The 16,122-nt window shown below is 59.9% G+C and carries 17 protein-coding genes and 2 pseudogenes; 8 read left to right on the top strand and 11 right to left on the bottom strand.

Going from position 1 to position 16,122, the window contains the following annotated elements:
- Positions 1-99 precede the first annotated feature (99 nt).
- Both ACQY7U_RS25855 and ACQY7U_RS25850 read right to left on the bottom strand, forming a co-directional pair.
- Positions 100-252: pseudogene (locus ACQY7U_RS25855) on the bottom strand (helix-turn-helix domain-containing protein); the annotation flags it as partial.
- A gap of 186 nt (positions 253-438) precedes the next feature.
- Positions 439-732: pseudogene (locus ACQY7U_RS25850) on the bottom strand (ISNCY family transposase); the annotation flags it as partial.
- 12 nt (positions 733-744) lie between these two features.
- On the opposite strand from ACQY7U_RS25850, the gene ACQY7U_RS25845 reads away from it, so the two are divergent.
- Complete coding sequence (locus tag ACQY7U_RS25845; protein ID WP_428651379.1) at positions 745-867, top strand: helix-turn-helix domain-containing protein; 123 nt, start codon at positions 745-747, stop codon at positions 865-867.
- A gap of 94 nt (positions 868-961) precedes the next feature.
- Here ACQY7U_RS25845 and fdxA read toward each other — a convergent pair whose 3' ends face one another.
- The 3 genes from fdxA to ACQY7U_RS25830 form a co-directional block, all read right to left on the bottom strand.
- The gene (fdxA, locus tag ACQY7U_RS25840; protein WP_428651376.1) at positions 962-1,309 is read right to left on the bottom strand and encodes a ferredoxin FdxA; all 348 of its coding nucleotides are present in this window, start codon (positions 1,307-1,309) and stop codon (positions 962-964) included.
- Positions 1,310-1,377: 68 nt separating this feature from the next.
- Positions 1,378-2,070 (bottom strand): nitroreductase family protein, encoded by a 693-nt coding sequence (locus tag ACQY7U_RS25835; protein ID WP_428651373.1) that lies wholly within the window; start codon positions 2,068-2,070, stop codon positions 1,378-1,380.
- A gap of 21 nt (positions 2,071-2,091) precedes the next feature.
- On the bottom strand, positions 2,092-2,961 hold the full coding sequence (locus ACQY7U_RS25830; protein ID WP_428651370.1) for a nitroreductase family protein: 870 nt from the start codon (positions 2,959-2,961) through the stop codon (positions 2,092-2,094).
- A gap of 130 nt (positions 2,962-3,091) precedes the next feature.
- On the opposite strand from ACQY7U_RS25830, the gene ACQY7U_RS25825 reads away from it, so the two are divergent.
- Together ACQY7U_RS25825 and ACQY7U_RS25820 are read left to right on the top strand one after the other, a co-directional pair.
- Positions 3,092-3,889 (top strand): ferredoxin--NADP reductase, encoded by a 798-nt coding sequence (locus ACQY7U_RS25825; protein ID WP_428651367.1) that lies wholly within the window; start codon positions 3,092-3,094, stop codon positions 3,887-3,889.
- A 122-nt stretch (positions 3,890-4,011) separates the two neighbouring features.
- Positions 4,012-4,689 (top strand): helix-turn-helix transcriptional regulator, encoded by a 678-nt coding sequence (locus ACQY7U_RS25820; protein WP_428651364.1) that lies wholly within the window; start codon positions 4,012-4,014, stop codon positions 4,687-4,689.
- Between the two features lie 160 nt (positions 4,690-4,849).
- On the opposite strand, the gene ACQY7U_RS25815 is transcribed toward ACQY7U_RS25820, so the two are convergent.
- Genes ACQY7U_RS25815 through ACQY7U_RS25790 form a run of 6 tightly spaced genes read right to left on the bottom strand, consistent with a single transcriptional unit; the run spans position 4,850 to position 11,473 of the window.
- Positions 4,850-5,572 carry an HAD family hydrolase gene (locus ACQY7U_RS25815; RefSeq protein ID WP_428651361.1) on the bottom strand — a complete coding sequence of 241 codons (723 nt, stop codon included), beginning with the start codon at positions 5,570-5,572 and terminating at the stop codon, positions 4,850-4,852.
- A gap of 40 nt (positions 5,573-5,612) precedes the next feature.
- Positions 5,613-6,446, bottom strand: coding sequence for an alkaline phosphatase family protein (locus ACQY7U_RS25810; RefSeq protein WP_428651359.1), 834 nt, complete (start codon positions 6,444-6,446; stop codon positions 5,613-5,615).
- On the bottom strand, positions 6,446-8,095 hold the full coding sequence (locus ACQY7U_RS25805; protein WP_428651356.1) for an ABC transporter ATP-binding protein: 1,650 nt from the start codon (positions 8,093-8,095) through the stop codon (positions 6,446-6,448). Before ACQY7U_RS25805 ends, ACQY7U_RS25810 begins: the two co-directional genes overlap by 1 nt.
- Positions 8,088-8,906: an ABC transporter permease gene (locus ACQY7U_RS25800; RefSeq protein WP_428651353.1), complete on the bottom strand. Its 819-nt coding sequence runs from the start codon at positions 8,904-8,906 to the stop codon at positions 8,088-8,090. The genes ACQY7U_RS25805 and ACQY7U_RS25800 overlap by 8 nt, the downstream gene beginning before the upstream one ends.
- Before the next feature lie 10 nt (positions 8,907-8,916).
- A complete protein-coding gene (locus ACQY7U_RS25795) occupies positions 8,917-9,876 on the bottom strand; it encodes an ABC transporter permease (RefSeq protein WP_428651351.1) in 960 nt (319 codons plus the stop codon).
- Positions 9,877-9,886: 10 nt separating this feature from the next.
- The gene (locus ACQY7U_RS25790) at positions 9,887-11,473 is read right to left on the bottom strand and encodes an ABC transporter substrate-binding protein (protein ID WP_428651348.1); all 1,587 of its coding nucleotides are present in this window, start codon (positions 11,471-11,473) and stop codon (positions 9,887-9,889) included.
- Positions 11,474-11,672: 199 nt separating this feature from the next.
- On the opposite strand from ACQY7U_RS25790, the gene ACQY7U_RS25785 reads away from it, so the two are divergent.
- The 5 genes from ACQY7U_RS25785 (at position 11,673) to paaC (ending at position 16,114) form a co-directional block, all read left to right on the top strand.
- Positions 11,673-12,437, top strand: a complete 765-nt coding sequence (locus ACQY7U_RS25785) for a DeoR/GlpR family DNA-binding transcription regulator (protein ID WP_428651345.1) — start codon at positions 11,673-11,675, stop codon at positions 12,435-12,437.
- A gap of 204 nt (positions 12,438-12,641) precedes the next feature.
- On the top strand, positions 12,642-13,847 hold the full coding sequence (gene pcaF / locus ACQY7U_RS25780) for a 3-oxoadipyl-CoA thiolase (protein ID WP_428651342.1): 1,206 nt from the start codon (positions 12,642-12,644) through the stop codon (positions 13,845-13,847).
- 127 nt (positions 13,848-13,974) lie between these two features.
- Complete coding sequence (paaA, locus tag ACQY7U_RS25775; RefSeq protein WP_428651339.1) at positions 13,975-14,973, top strand: 1,2-phenylacetyl-CoA epoxidase subunit PaaA; 999 nt, start codon at positions 13,975-13,977, stop codon at positions 14,971-14,973.
- A gap of 32 nt (positions 14,974-15,005) precedes the next feature.
- Positions 15,006-15,293, top strand: a complete 288-nt coding sequence (gene paaB, locus ACQY7U_RS25770) for a 1,2-phenylacetyl-CoA epoxidase subunit PaaB (protein ID WP_428651336.1) — start codon at positions 15,006-15,008, stop codon at positions 15,291-15,293.
- Positions 15,293-16,114 carry a 1,2-phenylacetyl-CoA epoxidase subunit PaaC gene (paaC, locus tag ACQY7U_RS25765; RefSeq protein WP_428651334.1) on the top strand — a complete coding sequence of 274 codons (822 nt, stop codon included), beginning with the start codon at positions 15,293-15,295 and terminating at the stop codon, positions 16,112-16,114. Before paaB ends, paaC begins: the two co-directional genes overlap by 1 nt.
- The last annotated feature ends 8 nt before the right edge of the window (positions 16,115-16,122 follow it).

Here is a 16,122-nt window from a genome sequence, read left to right as displayed (position 1 = left end):
GGTAGTTTTGCGAGACCGCCCTCCTTCGAAATAGACCAACCTGAAGGGTGACTTGTGCGTATCCACAAAAAGGCAGCGCGCCAGTTTGCCCTCGGGAGGCCTGATCTCCCGGGAGATCGTTGCACAGTCGAGGCGTCTGGCGATCTCCGACTGGCTGAATTTTTGGTCCCCCATGCGGCAAATCGTTTTGCGTTCTTCAAAAGTCAAATGCGAAAAGTCCGGCTCAAAACGTCGCTCCCGAAAAGCAGGCAGCTTAGCGCCTTTGTTGCAGTTCGGGATTGAATGTGCCCAATATCTTATCAATGTTGTCACAAGCGAGAATGGTCACAACTTCTGCTAGGTAGATCGGTCACAAGCCAGCTTCTGTAGAGCAGGGCGGAGCAAAGCTGACCGCCCGGAGACACCACACATATCGAAGGGCAGGGAAGCCGTGCGGGTAAGGGCGCTGGTCACCTCGTTCTCATCCAGGATCAGCCGTTTGCGCTCAAAGGAAACCGCAAGCTGTGCCGTCACATAACGCTTCTCCTTCCAGCACAGGATCTCATGGAGCCGGTCCGGTTCCACATTCAGCGCCCGATGCAGGTTGTAAGACCGCGCCGGAACCTTGGAAAACTGGGCGTTGTAGCGCTCCATGAACTCCGGCACGAACGCGTTTGCGGCTTCGATCGTGCTGATTTTGGCGAGCCTCAACGCTTTGACCAACCGGTCCTGAAGGGTGCGGTTGGCCCGCTCGTCACCACTCCCATGGCCCGCCAGGAACTTGGCGTCACCGCTGCCGCGGTAGACAACATGATCCGCCAACTCGGTCCGACCATGCCGCGCGAACTGACCGGCTGCAGCCGCTACCGGGCCTGGGGGATCCTCTGATTTCTCGGGGGTTGCCGGTACCAACTTCTCAGATCAGAGTCGATGCCGGACCTGTCATTCTTTGACTTGCGCTGCCACACGCCCCCACGCTCTGTCACCCTTTACCCAGGAGTGACGCAACATCTTCTGGAAAGAACTCACCCAGCTTTCCGGTGGCCCCGTCGCGAATAGCTGCCTCGGGCAAAGGGTCTTTGCGTTCCGTGACAACAGGCCAAACACTCGCGTATTTTCGATTGAACGCGACCCATATTTCACTGCCTGCTTCCGTATCCGGGCGGATCGCACCGGCCGGGCATTCAGGTTCACAGACACCACAGTCAATGCACTCGTCAGGATGGATCACCAGCGTTGTTTCCCCTTCATGGAAACAGTCAACCGGACAAACCTCGACGCAATCCGTGTATTTGCAGGCAATGCAGTTCTCGGTGACGACATAAGTCATGGCACACGCTCCCGGCAACGGCGGGCACAAAGCCCGCCGTGTTTGTGCAGAATTGATGTTGAAGAGACCTATTCGGCGATGGTCAGGATGTCATCGAGCGGCTTTTTCATCTTGGCCACTTTCGGAACTTTGGCACCTTCACCCGGATGACCGACTGCGACGATCATGATCGGTTTTTCGTGATCCGGTCGTCCCAGCATCTCGTTGAGAAACTTCATCGGGTTAGGTGTATGCGTCAGCGACACCAGGCCGGCGTGATGCAACGCCGTCAGAAGAAAGCCCGCGGCAATGCCCGTGCTCTCGGGCACATAATAGTTCTTGAACCTGTCCCCGTCGTCGAAGTGGCCCCACCGCTGCGCGAAGATCACGATCAGCCACGGCGCCTCTTCCAGATGCGGCTTCTTGTCATTGGTACCAATCGGCTCCAGAGCCTTGAGCCATTCATGGCCTGCCCCGCCCTCATAGAACCTGCGCTCTTCCTGCTCGGCGGCCTCGCGTACCCGTTTTTTGAAGGCAGGGTCCGAGATGGCCACGAAGTGCCAGGGCTGATGGTTTGCGCCCGATGGCGCCGTGCCTGCCGTGCGGATACATTCCTCGATCACCTCGCGCGCCACGGGGCGGTCTGAATAGTCGCGCACCGTATGGCGACGTTTCATCCTGTCGTAGAATGATCTGGCCTCGATCAGCATTTGCTCGTCGCTCAGCTGCATGCGGTCCGGCAGGTCCAGGGCTTCGTATTTTATGTGGTCTCGCGCAAACACGGCGATGCCTCCGTTTTCCTGTCAGTCCTGGTCTTTCTGGCGCCGCTTGGTTGCCTGACCGGAAGTGCGTGGTGCCGAAAAGTCGGCCTCAGGTTCCAGCCGGCCTTCCGGGTTGGAGGTGGCGGATGTAAAGGCGGCGTCCCAGTCTCCCAGTTTTGTCTCGCGGTCTTCCCAGTTTTCCAGCGTTTCATCGTCGCGATACATCGCAAACGGACGCAATGTGCTCTCGTAGAAATCCACCTGCGCATGGGTGCGGTACTGGGTGGCTTGATAGCCGTTCCAGTGCAGGGCCTGCTCCAGCGGCCGGCGATAGCGGCGGTTCTGCGTCGCGGCCGGGTATCCGATGGGGATCGTGCCATAGGCCTTCATCCATTCCGGATAGCCCAGCAAGTCCGACAATTCCCTGTTGGTAATATCCTCGCCGCCGCCGGACAACCAGGCGCTGGTCAGCCCTTCCGCAGCAACGCCCAGCTGGATGTTCTGGATCGCCGCGCCGATCGAATTCAGGAAGATAACCTCGTTGTTTTCCAGATATTCCTTTTCCCAGCCCTTGGTCGTGGGTTGCGGGAAACAAACCTTCCAGCGCGGATCTCCCAAAACGACAATGATCGCGACCGTGTTGGCGAGATAGGTTTTTTTCACTGCCGGGAAGCCCTTGGCGTGATCGACCAGCCGCTGCGCCTGGCGCAGGAAAACTTCCGTCACCTTGTCGCGTAGCGCAGGTTCATCAACAACGATGAAGTCAAAACACTGCACGTTGGCACCTGACGGGGCCCATCGTCCGCAATCAACGATCCGTTCCAGCACAGCCCGGTCAACGGACCGTCCCGGCTCGAACTTCCGGACACTGCGCCGACTGCGAATAACGTCCTGAAACAATGGTTCTGACATGGCTTTCCTCCTCGGTTCGGAAAACCATAGGACGCAGCCGGGACACAGCGCATTCCTCATCAATGAGGATTGTTGATGTACAGCTGACGTCTTTTTCTGGGGAGGCCGCGACAACAGCAGGATAATTGGCATGAACCAGATGACCGCAGAATTCACCGTCCCCAATGGCTTTGCTGCTTTGCGTGTCAGCCAGGTCAAACACTATACCGACCGGCTTTTTTCTTTCAGGACCGAACGCCCCGCCGGATTCCGTTTCCGCTCCGGTGAATTTGCCATGATCGGTCTGAATGTCGACGGCAAGCCTCTTTTGCGGGCCTATTCCATCGCCTCGCCCAACTGGGACGATCATCTGGAATTCTATTCAATCAAGGTGCCCGACGGTCCTCTGACGTCGCGCCTGCAACATATCGAAGCGGGAACGCAAATCCTGATCCGGCCCAAACCGGTCGGCACACTGGTTTTTGATGCCCTGCTGCCGGGCAAGCGGCTGTTTTTGCTGTCTACGGGCACGGGCGTGGCCCCGTTCGCCAGTATTATCCGTGATCCTGAAGTCTATGAGAAATTCGATCACGTTCACCTGTTGCACACCTGCCGCGAAACGGCTGAACTGACCTACGGGCGCGAACTGGTACATTCGGTTTTGAACCACGCGTTGTTGGGCGACCTTGCGGCCGGACAACTGCATTATCTCCCGGCTACCACACGTGAAACATCCGAGCATATGGGGCGGATCAACACCTGGATCGAAGATGGCCGACTCGCTGACTTCGCGGGCGGGGCTTTGACGCCTGAAACCGACCGTGTGATGATCTGCGGCTCCATGGCGATGCTTGAAACGCTCAAGGACTGTTGCGAGACGCTGGGGTTCAAGGAAGGGTCGAACTCGATGCCTGGACAGTTCGTGATTGAAAAGGCATTTACCGGGTAGAACACACCTCCAGTGCGGCAACCATGATCCTGCAACAAAAAATCGAAAGGCCTCTGCCTGATATGCCGGTTCCGGTGACCTGCGCTGTCAGGTTGACACAAAGCATTGGAACCAATGCATTTGTGCAAGTTGCCCTGGAGGTCGCACATGACCTTGTGGGGGCCGATTTCGTATCGGTTTTCTGCCTTGGCGATCGGGACAAACCGCTGTTGATGGGAACGGCATGCCGGCTCGGCCAGCACCGCGCCGAACGCGCGGCCAGGGGATATGACCATCATGTCAGCGAGGACCGGAACACGCAGCTTTTGCAGGGCACCCACGGTCCCGGTGACTTTCTGACGTTTCAGGACGCCGACAGCATTTCGTCGTTCACCTATCGGCGGGACTGCTATGATCTGCCCGGCATCAGCGCGCGGATGTCACTGATCAGGCGCTCGCCCGCATACGGGTTGGCCATCAGCCTTTATACCAGCGCGGAAGCCGGCCTCTTCCCCGAGCAGAAGCACCGCGATGTGCAGGCTGTCCTGGGCCTGCTGCTGGTCGCGACGGAACGGCATGTCGCTTTTTCCCTCAAGGGCTCGGTTTGGCGGCGGGACGACATCCAGACCCGGCTGGCGCTCACATATCCCGATCTGACGGCGCGCGAACGGGAAGTGGCCGCCATGGCGATCAAGGGAAGAACCGCTGCCGAGACCGCTGACATCCTGGGTCTTGCGGAAACCACGGTGATTACTCATCGCAAGAAGGCCTACAAGCGCATGAACGTGACATCCCTGCGTCAGCTTGTTGCCAGTCTATGACCGAAACCGCATTCCGAAATGCGCAACCGGTGTGGTGGAGAACAAGGTTCCTGTAACGAATAGATAAGTCTCCCGGCTCATTACGGTCGCCGGCTGGACCAATACCGGCGGGTACCTGAAGCCTGTCAGAGCACTCCCGCTTCCCGGCCGCGGCATGAACTTATGCCTGCATCCTGCCGAGATAGTCCGGAAGGCTCTCGATGGACGGCAGGATGACGTCGGCATGCCCGGTGAGTTGGTCCTCCGTGGCCGGCCCGGTCAGGACGGCCACGCTGAGACCGACGTTCGCGTTGCGGGCGCAATCCATGTCATGGGTGCTGTCGCCGACGAACACGACTTCATGCGGTGCGATGTCCATGAGTTCACAAAAGCCATGCACCATGCCCGCTTCGGGCTTGCGTCCATATCCGCTGTCGGAACCGCAGACAAAGTCGAACAGCGAGGAGGCGGCCGCACGCTGAAGCTGCGCCACGGCCCCGGCCTCATAATCGTTCGTCGCGACCCCCAGCTTGAGGCCCTGCGTCCGCAGGCTGGTCATGACGTCCGTCAGGTCGCATGTCGGAAATACCGGCAGGTCGGCATAGATCTCGAGATTGAGGCTGACGATCTCCTCAGAGCTCTTGCCGGGGAGCAAATCCAGCCAGGCCTCGTTCACTTCATCGGCGCTGGCGTTGACGATCAGCGAGCCGGTTACGAAGACCCGGCGTTTCCTGTCGAACCCCACGGCTGCCGCGAGCCTGTCCTTCAGGAGGTCGTCGTTCCGGGCCAGCCTGTCGACCATCCGGTCGCAATAATAGGCCCAGGTATCGGTGAAATTGAAAAGCGTGCCGTCCTTGTCGAAAAGAACGGCTTTCAGTGCACCTGTTTCACGCGGTGTCGTCATTATCAGTCCAAATCTTCCGCTACACGGCTTCGTGTGCCGGTCATAGGAACGGTTCGTCGGTCATGGTCTCCGGCACCGGGGCGCCGAGCCGTTTGAGTATCGTCGGCGCAAGCTGTGTCTGGCGCAACAAGGTGTCCGGTGCCGGGCCCTTTGCATCGCCAAAATAGTAAAGCGCGAAATCCTGCTGCTCCTCGCTCCGTCCACCGTGGTGACCCCGATCGCTCTGACCGTGATCGGCCGTCACGATCACTTCATAATTCGCGGCACGCCAACGCTTGATATAGGGGGCCAGAGTTGCATCAAGAACCCCGCAGGCATGATCCATTTCCTCGCAAGCATGCTTGAACCGGTGCCCCATGCTGTCAAGCGTGCAGGTGTGCAAGATGCCGTAGTCGAGGCCAAAGCGCTCGGTGAGCATGGTGAGCGTTGCGAAAAGATCGGCATCGGAGGGGGTCATCTGGTTGGCATGACCGTAGCCGGACATCGTGTGGAAACGTCCGTGATTGATCGCTGCACTGTCCGGTTCGTCGTATTCGATATCGCGGACCGGATCGAACGGGGCCCGGTTGAAGAACTCGGACCAGAAGGAATGCGTCACCGCGCCGGTCACGCCGCCGGCAAGCCGCACCTGCGAAAAGACATCCGGCACCGGCAGCCTGAAGACGTCGGCGTTCCCGGTCGACCCGTGGACCGCCGGTGTTACGCCGGTGTGGATGGAGGCATAGCAGGATGCGGAAATGGAAGGCAGGACGGAGCGCATTCTCCAGACCTGCGCGTCGCCGCTGTCGACCCATCCCTCAAGATTTCCAAACAGGGCTCTCCAGTTGCGCAGGGGAACACCATCGAGAATGATCAGTAGGAGCCGGGTGTCCATCAGTTGCCTGCACTTTCCATTTTTCGGGTTGCAAATACGTCTTCAAGCCAGCCCAGTCTCATGTCGGGGACCGAAGAAAGGAGGAGGTCGGTGTAATCGTCGAATGGCGGTGACAGGACCTTTGACCTCGGTCCGTAGCGAACGACGTTTCCGCGATACATGACGGCGATGGAGTCGGCAATCGACTTCACGGTCGCAAGATCGTGAGTGATGAAAAGATAGCTGACCTGCTCGATCTTCTGCAGGTTCATCAGAAGCTTCAGGATGCCGTCGGCCACAAGCGGATCGAGAGCACTCGTCACTTCATCGCAGATGATCAGCCTGGGTTTGGCCGCCAGCGCCCGCGCGATGCAGACACGCTGTTTCTGTCCCCCGGACAACTCTGCCGGATAGCGCTTGAGAAAACCTTCACCGAGTTCAATCTCGTCCAGCAGCTCGACCACCCGGGCCCGCTTTTCGCCACCGCGCATGCCGAAATAGAACTCCAGCGGCCGGCCGATGATCGTTTCGATGGTCTGGCGCGGGTTCATCGCAACATCCGCCATCTGGTAGATCATCTGCAATTCGCGCAGCTGTTCCTTGCTGCGCTCGTTCAAGGAGGCAGGCAACGTGTCGCCGCCGAAAGTCACCTTTCCCTTGCGGGACGGCAGCAGGCCGGTGATGACGCGGGCGAGCGTGGACTTGCCCGAACCGGACTCGCCGACGACGGCAAGGGTTTGAGACGGATAGATCTCCAGGGAAACATCCTTGACGACATCGAAGTTCAGGCTCCGGTAGCGCGCCGAAACACTTTCCAGTTTCAGCACCGGATCGCCTTCGCCCGGAACTTCGTCGTGGATCGCCGAGCGGATCGATACCAGCGCCCTGGTGTAGTCCTCCCGTGGAGAATTGATGATCTGGTCGGTTGTCCCGTATTCGACCATATACCCGTTCTGAAGCACCATGATGTGGTCGGACACCTGGGCGACCACCGCCAGATCGTGCGTGATGTAAAGCGCTCCGACGCCCGTGTCCCGGATGGCTTCCTTGATGGAGGCCAGCACATCGATCTGCGTCGTCACATCCAGGGCGGTCGTCGGCTCGTCGAAGATCACCAGATCCGGTTCCGGGCACAGTGCCATCGCCGTCATGGCGCGCTGTAACTGGCCGCCGGAGACCTGGTGGGGGTAGCGCTTCCCGAAATTCTCAGGGTCCGGCAAACCGAGCTTTGCGAACAGCCGGATCGCCCGCTGTTCGGCTTCCTTTCTCGAACACAGCCGGTGGGAAAGGCAGGATTCGACGACCTGGTCCATCAGCCGCTTGGAAGGATTGAAGCCGGCGGCCGCCGATTGCGATACGTAAGTGACCTGGCGGCCGCGCAGATTTCGCAAGCTGGCGGGGTCTTTCTTGAGAATGTCGACGCCGTTGACGAATATTTCGCCGCCGGTAATCGAAATACCGCCGCGGCCGTAGGCCAGGGTGGACAGGCCGATGGTGGATTTTCCCGCACCGGACTCGCCGATCAATCCGAGAACCTTGCCCTTTTCCACCTTTAGATCGACACCGTGGACGATCTCGACGTCCCTCGGCGCTTCTCCGGGTGAGAAAACGGTTGCTCCGATCCTGAGGCCGCGAATGTCGACGAGGCTGTGTGCTGTGGTGTCAAGCATTGCGGCCTCCCTTCAGGCTGGCGGTCCGGTTGAGAACCCAGTCAGCGACAAGGTTCACGGAAATTGCCAGCGCCGCGATGGCGACCGCAGGCGTGAAGGCCGCCGGAATGCCGTAGACCAGGCCTTCCCTGTTCTCCTTGACGATGGTTCCCCAATCGGTTTCCGGAGGAATGACGCCGAGACCGAGAAACGACAGGGTCGAAATGAACAGCACCATGAAGATGAATCGCAGGCCGAGTTCCGAGACCAGCGGGGAGAGTGCGTTGGGCAGGATCTCACGCAAGACGATCCATCGTGTCCCCTCGCCGCGAAGGCGGGCGGCCTCGACGTAATCCATGACGTTGATGTCAACGGCAACCGCCCGTGCCAGCCGGTAAACGCGGGTTGAATCGAGCAGTCCCATGAGAACGATCAGCATCGGGATCGTGCTTGGCACCAGAGACAGGACCACGAGTGCGAAGATCAGTGTGGGGATCGACATGATCAGATCGACGAAACGGGAGAGCACCATGTCGACCCAGCCGCCGAGCACGACCGCGCTGAGCGCCAAAAGGGTGCCGAGCGAAAAGGAAAGGGCCGTTGCCGCGGAGGCGATGAAGATGGTCGTCCGCGCGCCGTAGATCAACCGGGTCAGCAGATCCCGGCCGATGTTGTCGGTGCCGAGCCAGAACTTGGAGGACATCGGCTCCCAGACGTCTCCCACCACTTCGGAGATGCCGTAGGGCGCGACCACGGGGGCCAGCACCGCGAGCGCGAAAAACAGCGTTGTGAGGATCAGCCCGATCAGGGCGCTCATGGGAATACGCATCATCACGAAGGCCTTATTTGGGGTGTCTCAGTCGGGGATTGGCGATGATGCCGATGATGTCGGCCGCCATGTTGAGCAGGATATAAACACTGGCAAAGATCAGACCCGCGGCCTGCACCACCGGAATGTCGCGCTTGGAGACGTGGTCGACCAGATATTGCCCCATGCCCGGATAGACAAAAATCACCTCGACCACCACGACACCGACAACGAGATAGGCCAGGTTCAGCATCACGACGTTGATGATGGGCGCGATTGAATTGGGCAGGGCATGACGGGTGACCACGGCGAATTTCGACAGGCCTTTCAGTTCGGCTGTTTCGATGTAGGGAGATTCCATGACGTTCAGGATCGCGGCCCGTGTCATCCGCATCATGTGCGCCAGCACGACGAAGGTCAGGACGACGACCGGCAGGGCGATCGATTGCAGTTTCTGCATCAGGCTCATGGAATCGTTGATCATGGAGACGGACGGAACCCACCTGAGTTTCACCGCGACAACGAAAATGAACAGATAGCCGATGACGAATTCCGGAACCGAAATTGTGGCGAGCGACAGGGCGGAAATCAGCCTGTCCGGCCAGCGATTGCGGAAACGGACCGCGATCAGCCCGAGGAGCACGGCCAGCGGTACGGAGATGAGCGCCGCCCAGAAAGCCAGGAACAGCGTGTTCCCGAGCCGTTTTGAGATCGAGGTGCCGATATCCGCCCCGTTGGTCAGCGCGGATCCGAAGTCGCCTTGAAGGACGCCGGAGAGCCATTGCAGGTAGCGGTAGACGGCCGGCTGGTCCAGGCCCATTTCCGCCCGCAGGTTCGCGATGGCTTCCGGCGTCGCCGATTGTCCGAGCACGGCCTGTGCCACGTCACCCGGCAGGATCTGGGCCCCCACGAAAATGAGGATCGACGATGCAAGAAGGAGCAGGGCACCCAGCGCAAGGCGCTGGGTGACCAACAGGATCAGGTGCGATGACACGGCAGCCGCCTTACTCGAACCAGGTCTTGACCGCCATCAGGCCGTTCATCATGTCGCCTTCAGGGTTGGTGGCCCATCCGCCGATATTGGTCGCCATGCCATCGATGTACTGGTTGAACATCGGGTTGATCAGACCGCCTTCGTCGCGCACCAGCCGCGCCATCTTGCCGTAGATTTCGACACGTTTTTCAGGATCCAGTTCCGCGCGGGCTTCCAGCAGCAGCGCGTCGAACTCGGCGTTTTTGAAGTGAGTGTCATTCCAGTCCGCGGTGGACAGATAGCCGACCGACCACATCTGGTCCTGAACCGGACGCCCGCCCCAGTAAGACGCGACGAAAGGTTTCTTGTTCCACACTTCCGACCAGTAGCCGTCCGCCGGTTCCGGCTTCAGCTCCAGCGGAATGCCCGCGGCCTTGGCGCTTTGCTGGAACAGCTGCGCCGCATCGAGAGCGCCCGCGAAGGCGGCATCGGAGACATGCAGGACGATCGGCGAGCCGTCATGACCGGATTTCTTGTAGTAGTCCTTCGCCTTTTCGAGATCGAACTGACGCTGCGGGATCGTATTGTCGAACAGCGGGTAGGCATCGTTGATCGGCGTGTCGTTGCCCACCTTGCCGAAGCCGACCAGAACCTTGTCGACCAGTTCCTGCCGGTTCACCGCGTGCTTCAGGGCCATTCTCAGGTCCTTGTTGTCGAACGGCGGCGTGTCGACATGCATGACGAAGATGTAGTGCCCCTTGCCCGATGTGGTCTCGATCTTGACATCCGGGCTGCGGCCCAGAAGCTTGGCGGTCTTCGGTGACACCAGATTGACGGCCTGGACGATACCGGACTGCAGGGCATTCGCACGGGCCGTGTCGTCGTTGATGACGATGATCTCGACACTGTCGTAGTGACCGCGCGTCTCATCCCAGTAGCCATCAAATTTCTCGAACTTGTAACGCTGGCCGGGTTCATCGGCGACCACCTTGTAGGGTCCGGTGCCAATGCCCGCACCGGGATTGTCCTGACCGCCGTTCGGCTGAATGATGAGGTGGTAGTCCGACATCAGGTAGGGAAGGTCGGCATTCGGCGTGGTCAGATGAACCACCAGCGTATCGCCTTCGACCTCCATGGATTCAATGCCGCGCATGATGCCGAGCGCGCCGGACTTCGTGTTATCGTCCGAATGTCTCTGCAGCGTCTTGAGCACGTCCTCGGCAGTCAGTTCCTGGCCGTTGTGGAACTTCACGCCCTTTCGGATCTTGAATTCCCAAGTCTTGCCACCGTCTCGCGGCGCAAAGCTTTCGGCGAGGCGCGCCTCCACCTCGCCATCGGCACCGACTTCTGTCAGCGATTCACCGAAGATCCGCAGGGCCTTCGCGGTCACGTGACTGGTAGAAAGCGCCGGATCGAGCGAATTGGTGCTTTCGCCCCCTTTCAGGCCCATCACGAAGTTACCGCCCTTCCGGGGTTCGGATGCGAAACCTGCGTCGGGGGCGGCAAGGCCGGCCACGGCAGCAAACATCGCGATAGCGCTGGCACGCGCCAGGACACTCCGGCGGCTAAGCGTACCTTCGGTCATCTTCCGGGCGTATTTCAGAAACTTGTCAGACATGTGTTCCTCCCAATTGCTGCTCTGGTACTTTTTTGCGTGAATTATTACACTCTTTGTAATCTTTCTTACATTTTGAAGGATGACTTTCTACCAAAAAATGTTCATCTCACGCATTTTTAGTAAATTAATTACCAAACCACCAAACTGGACGAGGTCAATTGGTTACACTAAATTGTTGTCATTAAAGGGAAGAACCGTAATGGCAGTGACAAGAAAACAACGACGGCAAGCCAGAATTCTGGAACTTCTCAAGTCATCCGGTTATGAACGGATTGAAGACCTTTCCCAGAAACTGTCAGTTTCCGAACAAACCATCCGGCGGGACATCAATCTTCTGGACAGCGAAGGGCGCTTGCGGCGGACACATGGCGGCGCAGCCTATGCCGGCCCGCTGAACAGCCAGGACTACCTGATGCGCCGCCACGAATCCGCCGACGTCAAGCAGCGCATCGCCTTCAAGGTTGCGTCCCTCGTCGAGGACGGTTCCTCCGTCTTCATTGATGCGGGCACGACCTGCGAAGCCGTTGCCGGCGCCCTCAACCAGAGGCGCGACCTGAAGATCGTGACCTACTCCCTCGCGGCCGCCATGCTTTTGAAGGATCGGCGGGATTTCACGGTCGCCATCCCGGGCGGCTTCGTCCGCCAGGTCGACGGATCGGTCATTGGCGAGCCGCCGACCAGCTTCATCAGCCGGTTCCGTTTCGACATTTCGATCTTCTCCGTGAGCAGCATCGAACCGGATGGCGAGATGAGCGACGACGACCACTGGGAAGTCTCGAACGTCGAATGCGCCATGAAACGGTCCCGCAAGACACTGCTTGCCGTCGATTCCTCCAAATACAAGAAGGGCGGCCTGGTATCGCTCGGCAACATCACCTCCATGGACATCATGGTGAGCGACAGCCTGCCCGAAGACCCGCTCCGGCAGCTTATTCTCGACAATCTGGAATTTCACAAAGCCTGAGCGAAACCGAACCGGTGGCAGGCAGCCCCGGCAACCCGCGGAACAGCGCCCTGTAACCAGAGCCTGAAGCCTTCGCACGCGACCGCCATCAAAGCATCACAAAAATTTTCAAAAAACTATTTCTCATGTGATGTTTCTGTGCTACATAACTGACCGATCGGTCGGTAAATTATATTGCATCGACCCGAAAACCGGGAGGAAACCATGCCGGAAGCGCTTATCTGCGACGCTGTACGCACACCCATCGGACGATATGGAGGTGCCCTGTCGCAAGTGCGCGCGGATGATCTGGCGGCCATCCCCCTTCAGGCATTGAAAGAGCGCAATCAAAACGTCGACTGGGAAGCCGTCGACGACGTCATCCTCGGCTGCGCCAACCAGGCAGGGGAAGACAATCGCAACGTTGCGCGCATGGCGGTCCTTCTGTCCGGCCTGCCGGTTTCGGTGCCCGGCACGACGGTCAACAGGCTTTGCGGATCCGGCATGGATGCCATTGGTCTCGCCGCCCGGAGCATCCGCGCCGGAGACGCGCAGCTGATGCTCGCCGGCGGCGTGGAAAGCATGAGCCGCGCGCCCTTCGTTCTCGCAAAGGCCACTTCGGCCTTTTCCCGCAACGCGGAAATCTACGACACGACCATTGGCTGGCGGTTCAAGAACCCGAAGCTGGAGCGGGATTTCGGCACGCATTCGATGCCGGAAACCGCCGACAACGTGGCGGCCGACTACAACATCTCCCGGGAAGACCAGGACCGTTTCGCCGCCGAAAGCCAGCGCCGCTGGGATGCCGCCCAAAAAGCAGGTATCTTCAAGGAGGAAATCGTTCCGGTCACCATCCCGCAGCGCAAGGGCGAGCCGGTTGTCGTCGACCGGGATGAACACCCCCGTCCGGGCACGGACGCGGAGGCTTTGGCAAGGCTGCGCGGCGTCAACGGACCCGATCTGACGGTTACTGCCGGAAACGCCTCCGGTGTCAATGACGGTGCCGCCGGAGCGATCATCGCGTCCGACGCCTTCGCCGATGCCAACGGACTGTCGCCGAAAGCCCGCATTGTCGCGATGGCGGCGGCGGGCGTGCCGCCGAGGGTCATGGGTATCGGGCCGGCGCCTGCAACACGCAAGGTCCTGGCTCTGGCGGGCCTTGGTCTCGACCAGATGGACGTGATCGAACTGAACGAAGCTTTTGCCTCGCAGTCGCTGGCGGTCTTGCGGGAACTCGGCCTTCCAGACGACGCTGCGCATGTGAACGCCAACGGCGGCGCCATCGCGATGGGCCATCCGCTCGGCATGTCCGGCGCGCGCCTGGTTCTGCATGCGGCCAACCAGTTGCAGCGTACCAGGGGGCGCTATGCGCTCTGCACCATGTGCGTCGGTGTCGGACAAGGCATCGCACTCGTTCTCGAGCGGGTATAGTTTGTAGGAAGGAAGTGACCCCGGGACGGTCTCGACATCAATCCCAGGGTCTGACGGGTGACACGGAAGCCTGAGACATTTGCACCGGAGGATCTGGATCCGATCCGGTGGTTTGGGAGGATATGCCATGTATGCGCAGCTCGTTAAATCGGAAGGCCTGAAGTCCCGGGAGGAAATGAGCCCAGAGGAACAGGCCTTTCAGGACCGGGTCGACAACGGCGAGAAGATCGAGCCGAAGGACTGGATGCCGGAAGGCTACCGTAAGACCCTGATCCGCCAGATCGGTCAGCATGCCCACTCCGAAATCGTCGGCCAGCTGCCGGAAGGCAACTGGATCACGCGGGCGCCCACGCTCGAACGCAAGGCAATCCTGCTGGCAAAGGTCCAGGACGAAGCCGGCCACGGGCTGTATCTTTATTCCGCCGCCGAGACCCTTGGCGTTTCCCGGGACGAGCTTCTGGAAAAGCTTCATTCCGGTGCGATGAAATACTCTTCCATCTTCAACTACCCGACCCTCAACTGGGCGGACATGGGCGCTGTCGGCTGGCTGGTCGACGGGGCGGCGATCATGAACCAGGTGCCGCTGCAACGCACCTCCTACGGGCCCTACAGCCGCGCGATGATCCGGATCTGCAAGGAAGAGAGCTTCCACCAGCGCCAAGGCTATTCCATCATGATGAAGATGGCCTTCGGCACGCCGGAGCAGAAGGAAATGGCGCAGGATGCGATGAACCGTTTCTGGTACCCGGCGCTGATGATGTTCGGCCCGTCCGACAAGGACTCTGTCCATTCCGCGCAGTCGATGGCCTGGAAGATCAAGATCAACACCAACGACGAGCTGCGCCAGAAATTCGTCAACGAGACGGTGCCGCAGGCCGAATATCTCGGCCTGACCATTCCCGACGACAAGCTCGCCTGGAACGAGGAAAAGCAGGGCTACGACTTCTCCGAACCGGACTGGTCCGAGTTCTTCGAAGTGATCAAGGGCAACGGCCCCTGCAACCGCGAGCGCCTGGGCGCCCGGGTGAAGGCCTGGGAAGACGGCGAGTGGTTCCGGGACGGCCTGACGGCCTATGCGGAAAAGGCGGCAGCGCGCCGGAAGGCCGCCTCCGTGGCCGCGGAATAAGACATTCATCAGGTTTTGAGGGAGGACCAGTCATGTCCAAGAAAGAATGGCCGCTCTGGGAAGTTTTCATTCGTGGCCAGCACGGGCTGAACCATCGCCATGTGGGCAGCCTGCACGCACCCGACGCGGAAATGGCCATCAACCATGCCCGCGACGTCTACACGCGCCGCAAGGAAGGCGTGTCGATCTGGGTTGTGCCGTCCAACGCCATCACCGCTTCGAGCCCGTCCGATAAAGGGCCGCTGTTCGATCCGGCAGAGAGCAAGACCTACCGTCACCCGACCTTTTTCGACATTCCCGATGAAGTGGGGAAAATGTGATGACCGGCGTGGAGACGACAGCAGCGGCCGCCCCGCAGGACCCGCACGTTTCGGATCCCGCCCTGCGCCCGGCTTTCTTCGAGTGGCTCTGCCGCATGGGGGATAACGCGCTCATCCTCGGACATCGTACGTCCGAATGGTGCGGGCACAGCCCGATCCTGGAAGAGGATATCGCGCTCGCCAACACGGCTCTCGACCTGATCGGCCATACCCAGATGTGGCTGGGTCTTGCCGGCGAGGTCGAGGGCGAAGGGCGCGATGCCGACAAGCTCGCCTATCTCCGGGATGCGATGAAGTTCCGCAACCTGCTGCTGGTCGAACTGCCGAAGGGCGACATGGCCGTGACGATCATGCGCGAGTTCCTGTTCGATGCCTATCATCACCTGCTGCTGTCCTGGCTGGCGGAAAACTCCACCAGCCCGCGTGTGGCGGAAATCGCAGCCAAGGCGCTCAAGGAAGTCAGCTACCATCTGGACCGGGCCTCCGACCTGGTCGTCCGGCTGGGTGACGGAACCGAGGAAAGCCACCGCCGAACCCAGGAGGCGCTCGACCTGCTGTGGTCCTATACCGGTGAGATGTTCGCAGGCGACGCGGTCGACGAGACTGTCGCGGCAGCAGGCATTGCTCCGCAGCTGGACGACCTGCGTGCGGAATGGGAAAGCTCGGTGGGCGAGATCCTCAAGGAAGCCACGCTGAAGATGCCGGATCCCGGCGCCTTTGCCCATCTTGGCGGCAAGCAGGGCCGGCACACGGAACACCTTGGCTACATCCTCGCGGAAATGCAGTTTCTGCAGCGCGCCTATCCGGGTGCGAGCTGGTAGGGGGCAGA

It is taken from the genome of Roseibium sp. (assembly GCF_050301095.1).
GTDB lineage: Bacteria > Pseudomonadota > Alphaproteobacteria > Rhizobiales > Stappiaceae > Roseibium.
This window is presented reverse-complemented; position numbering and strand designations above follow the sequence as displayed.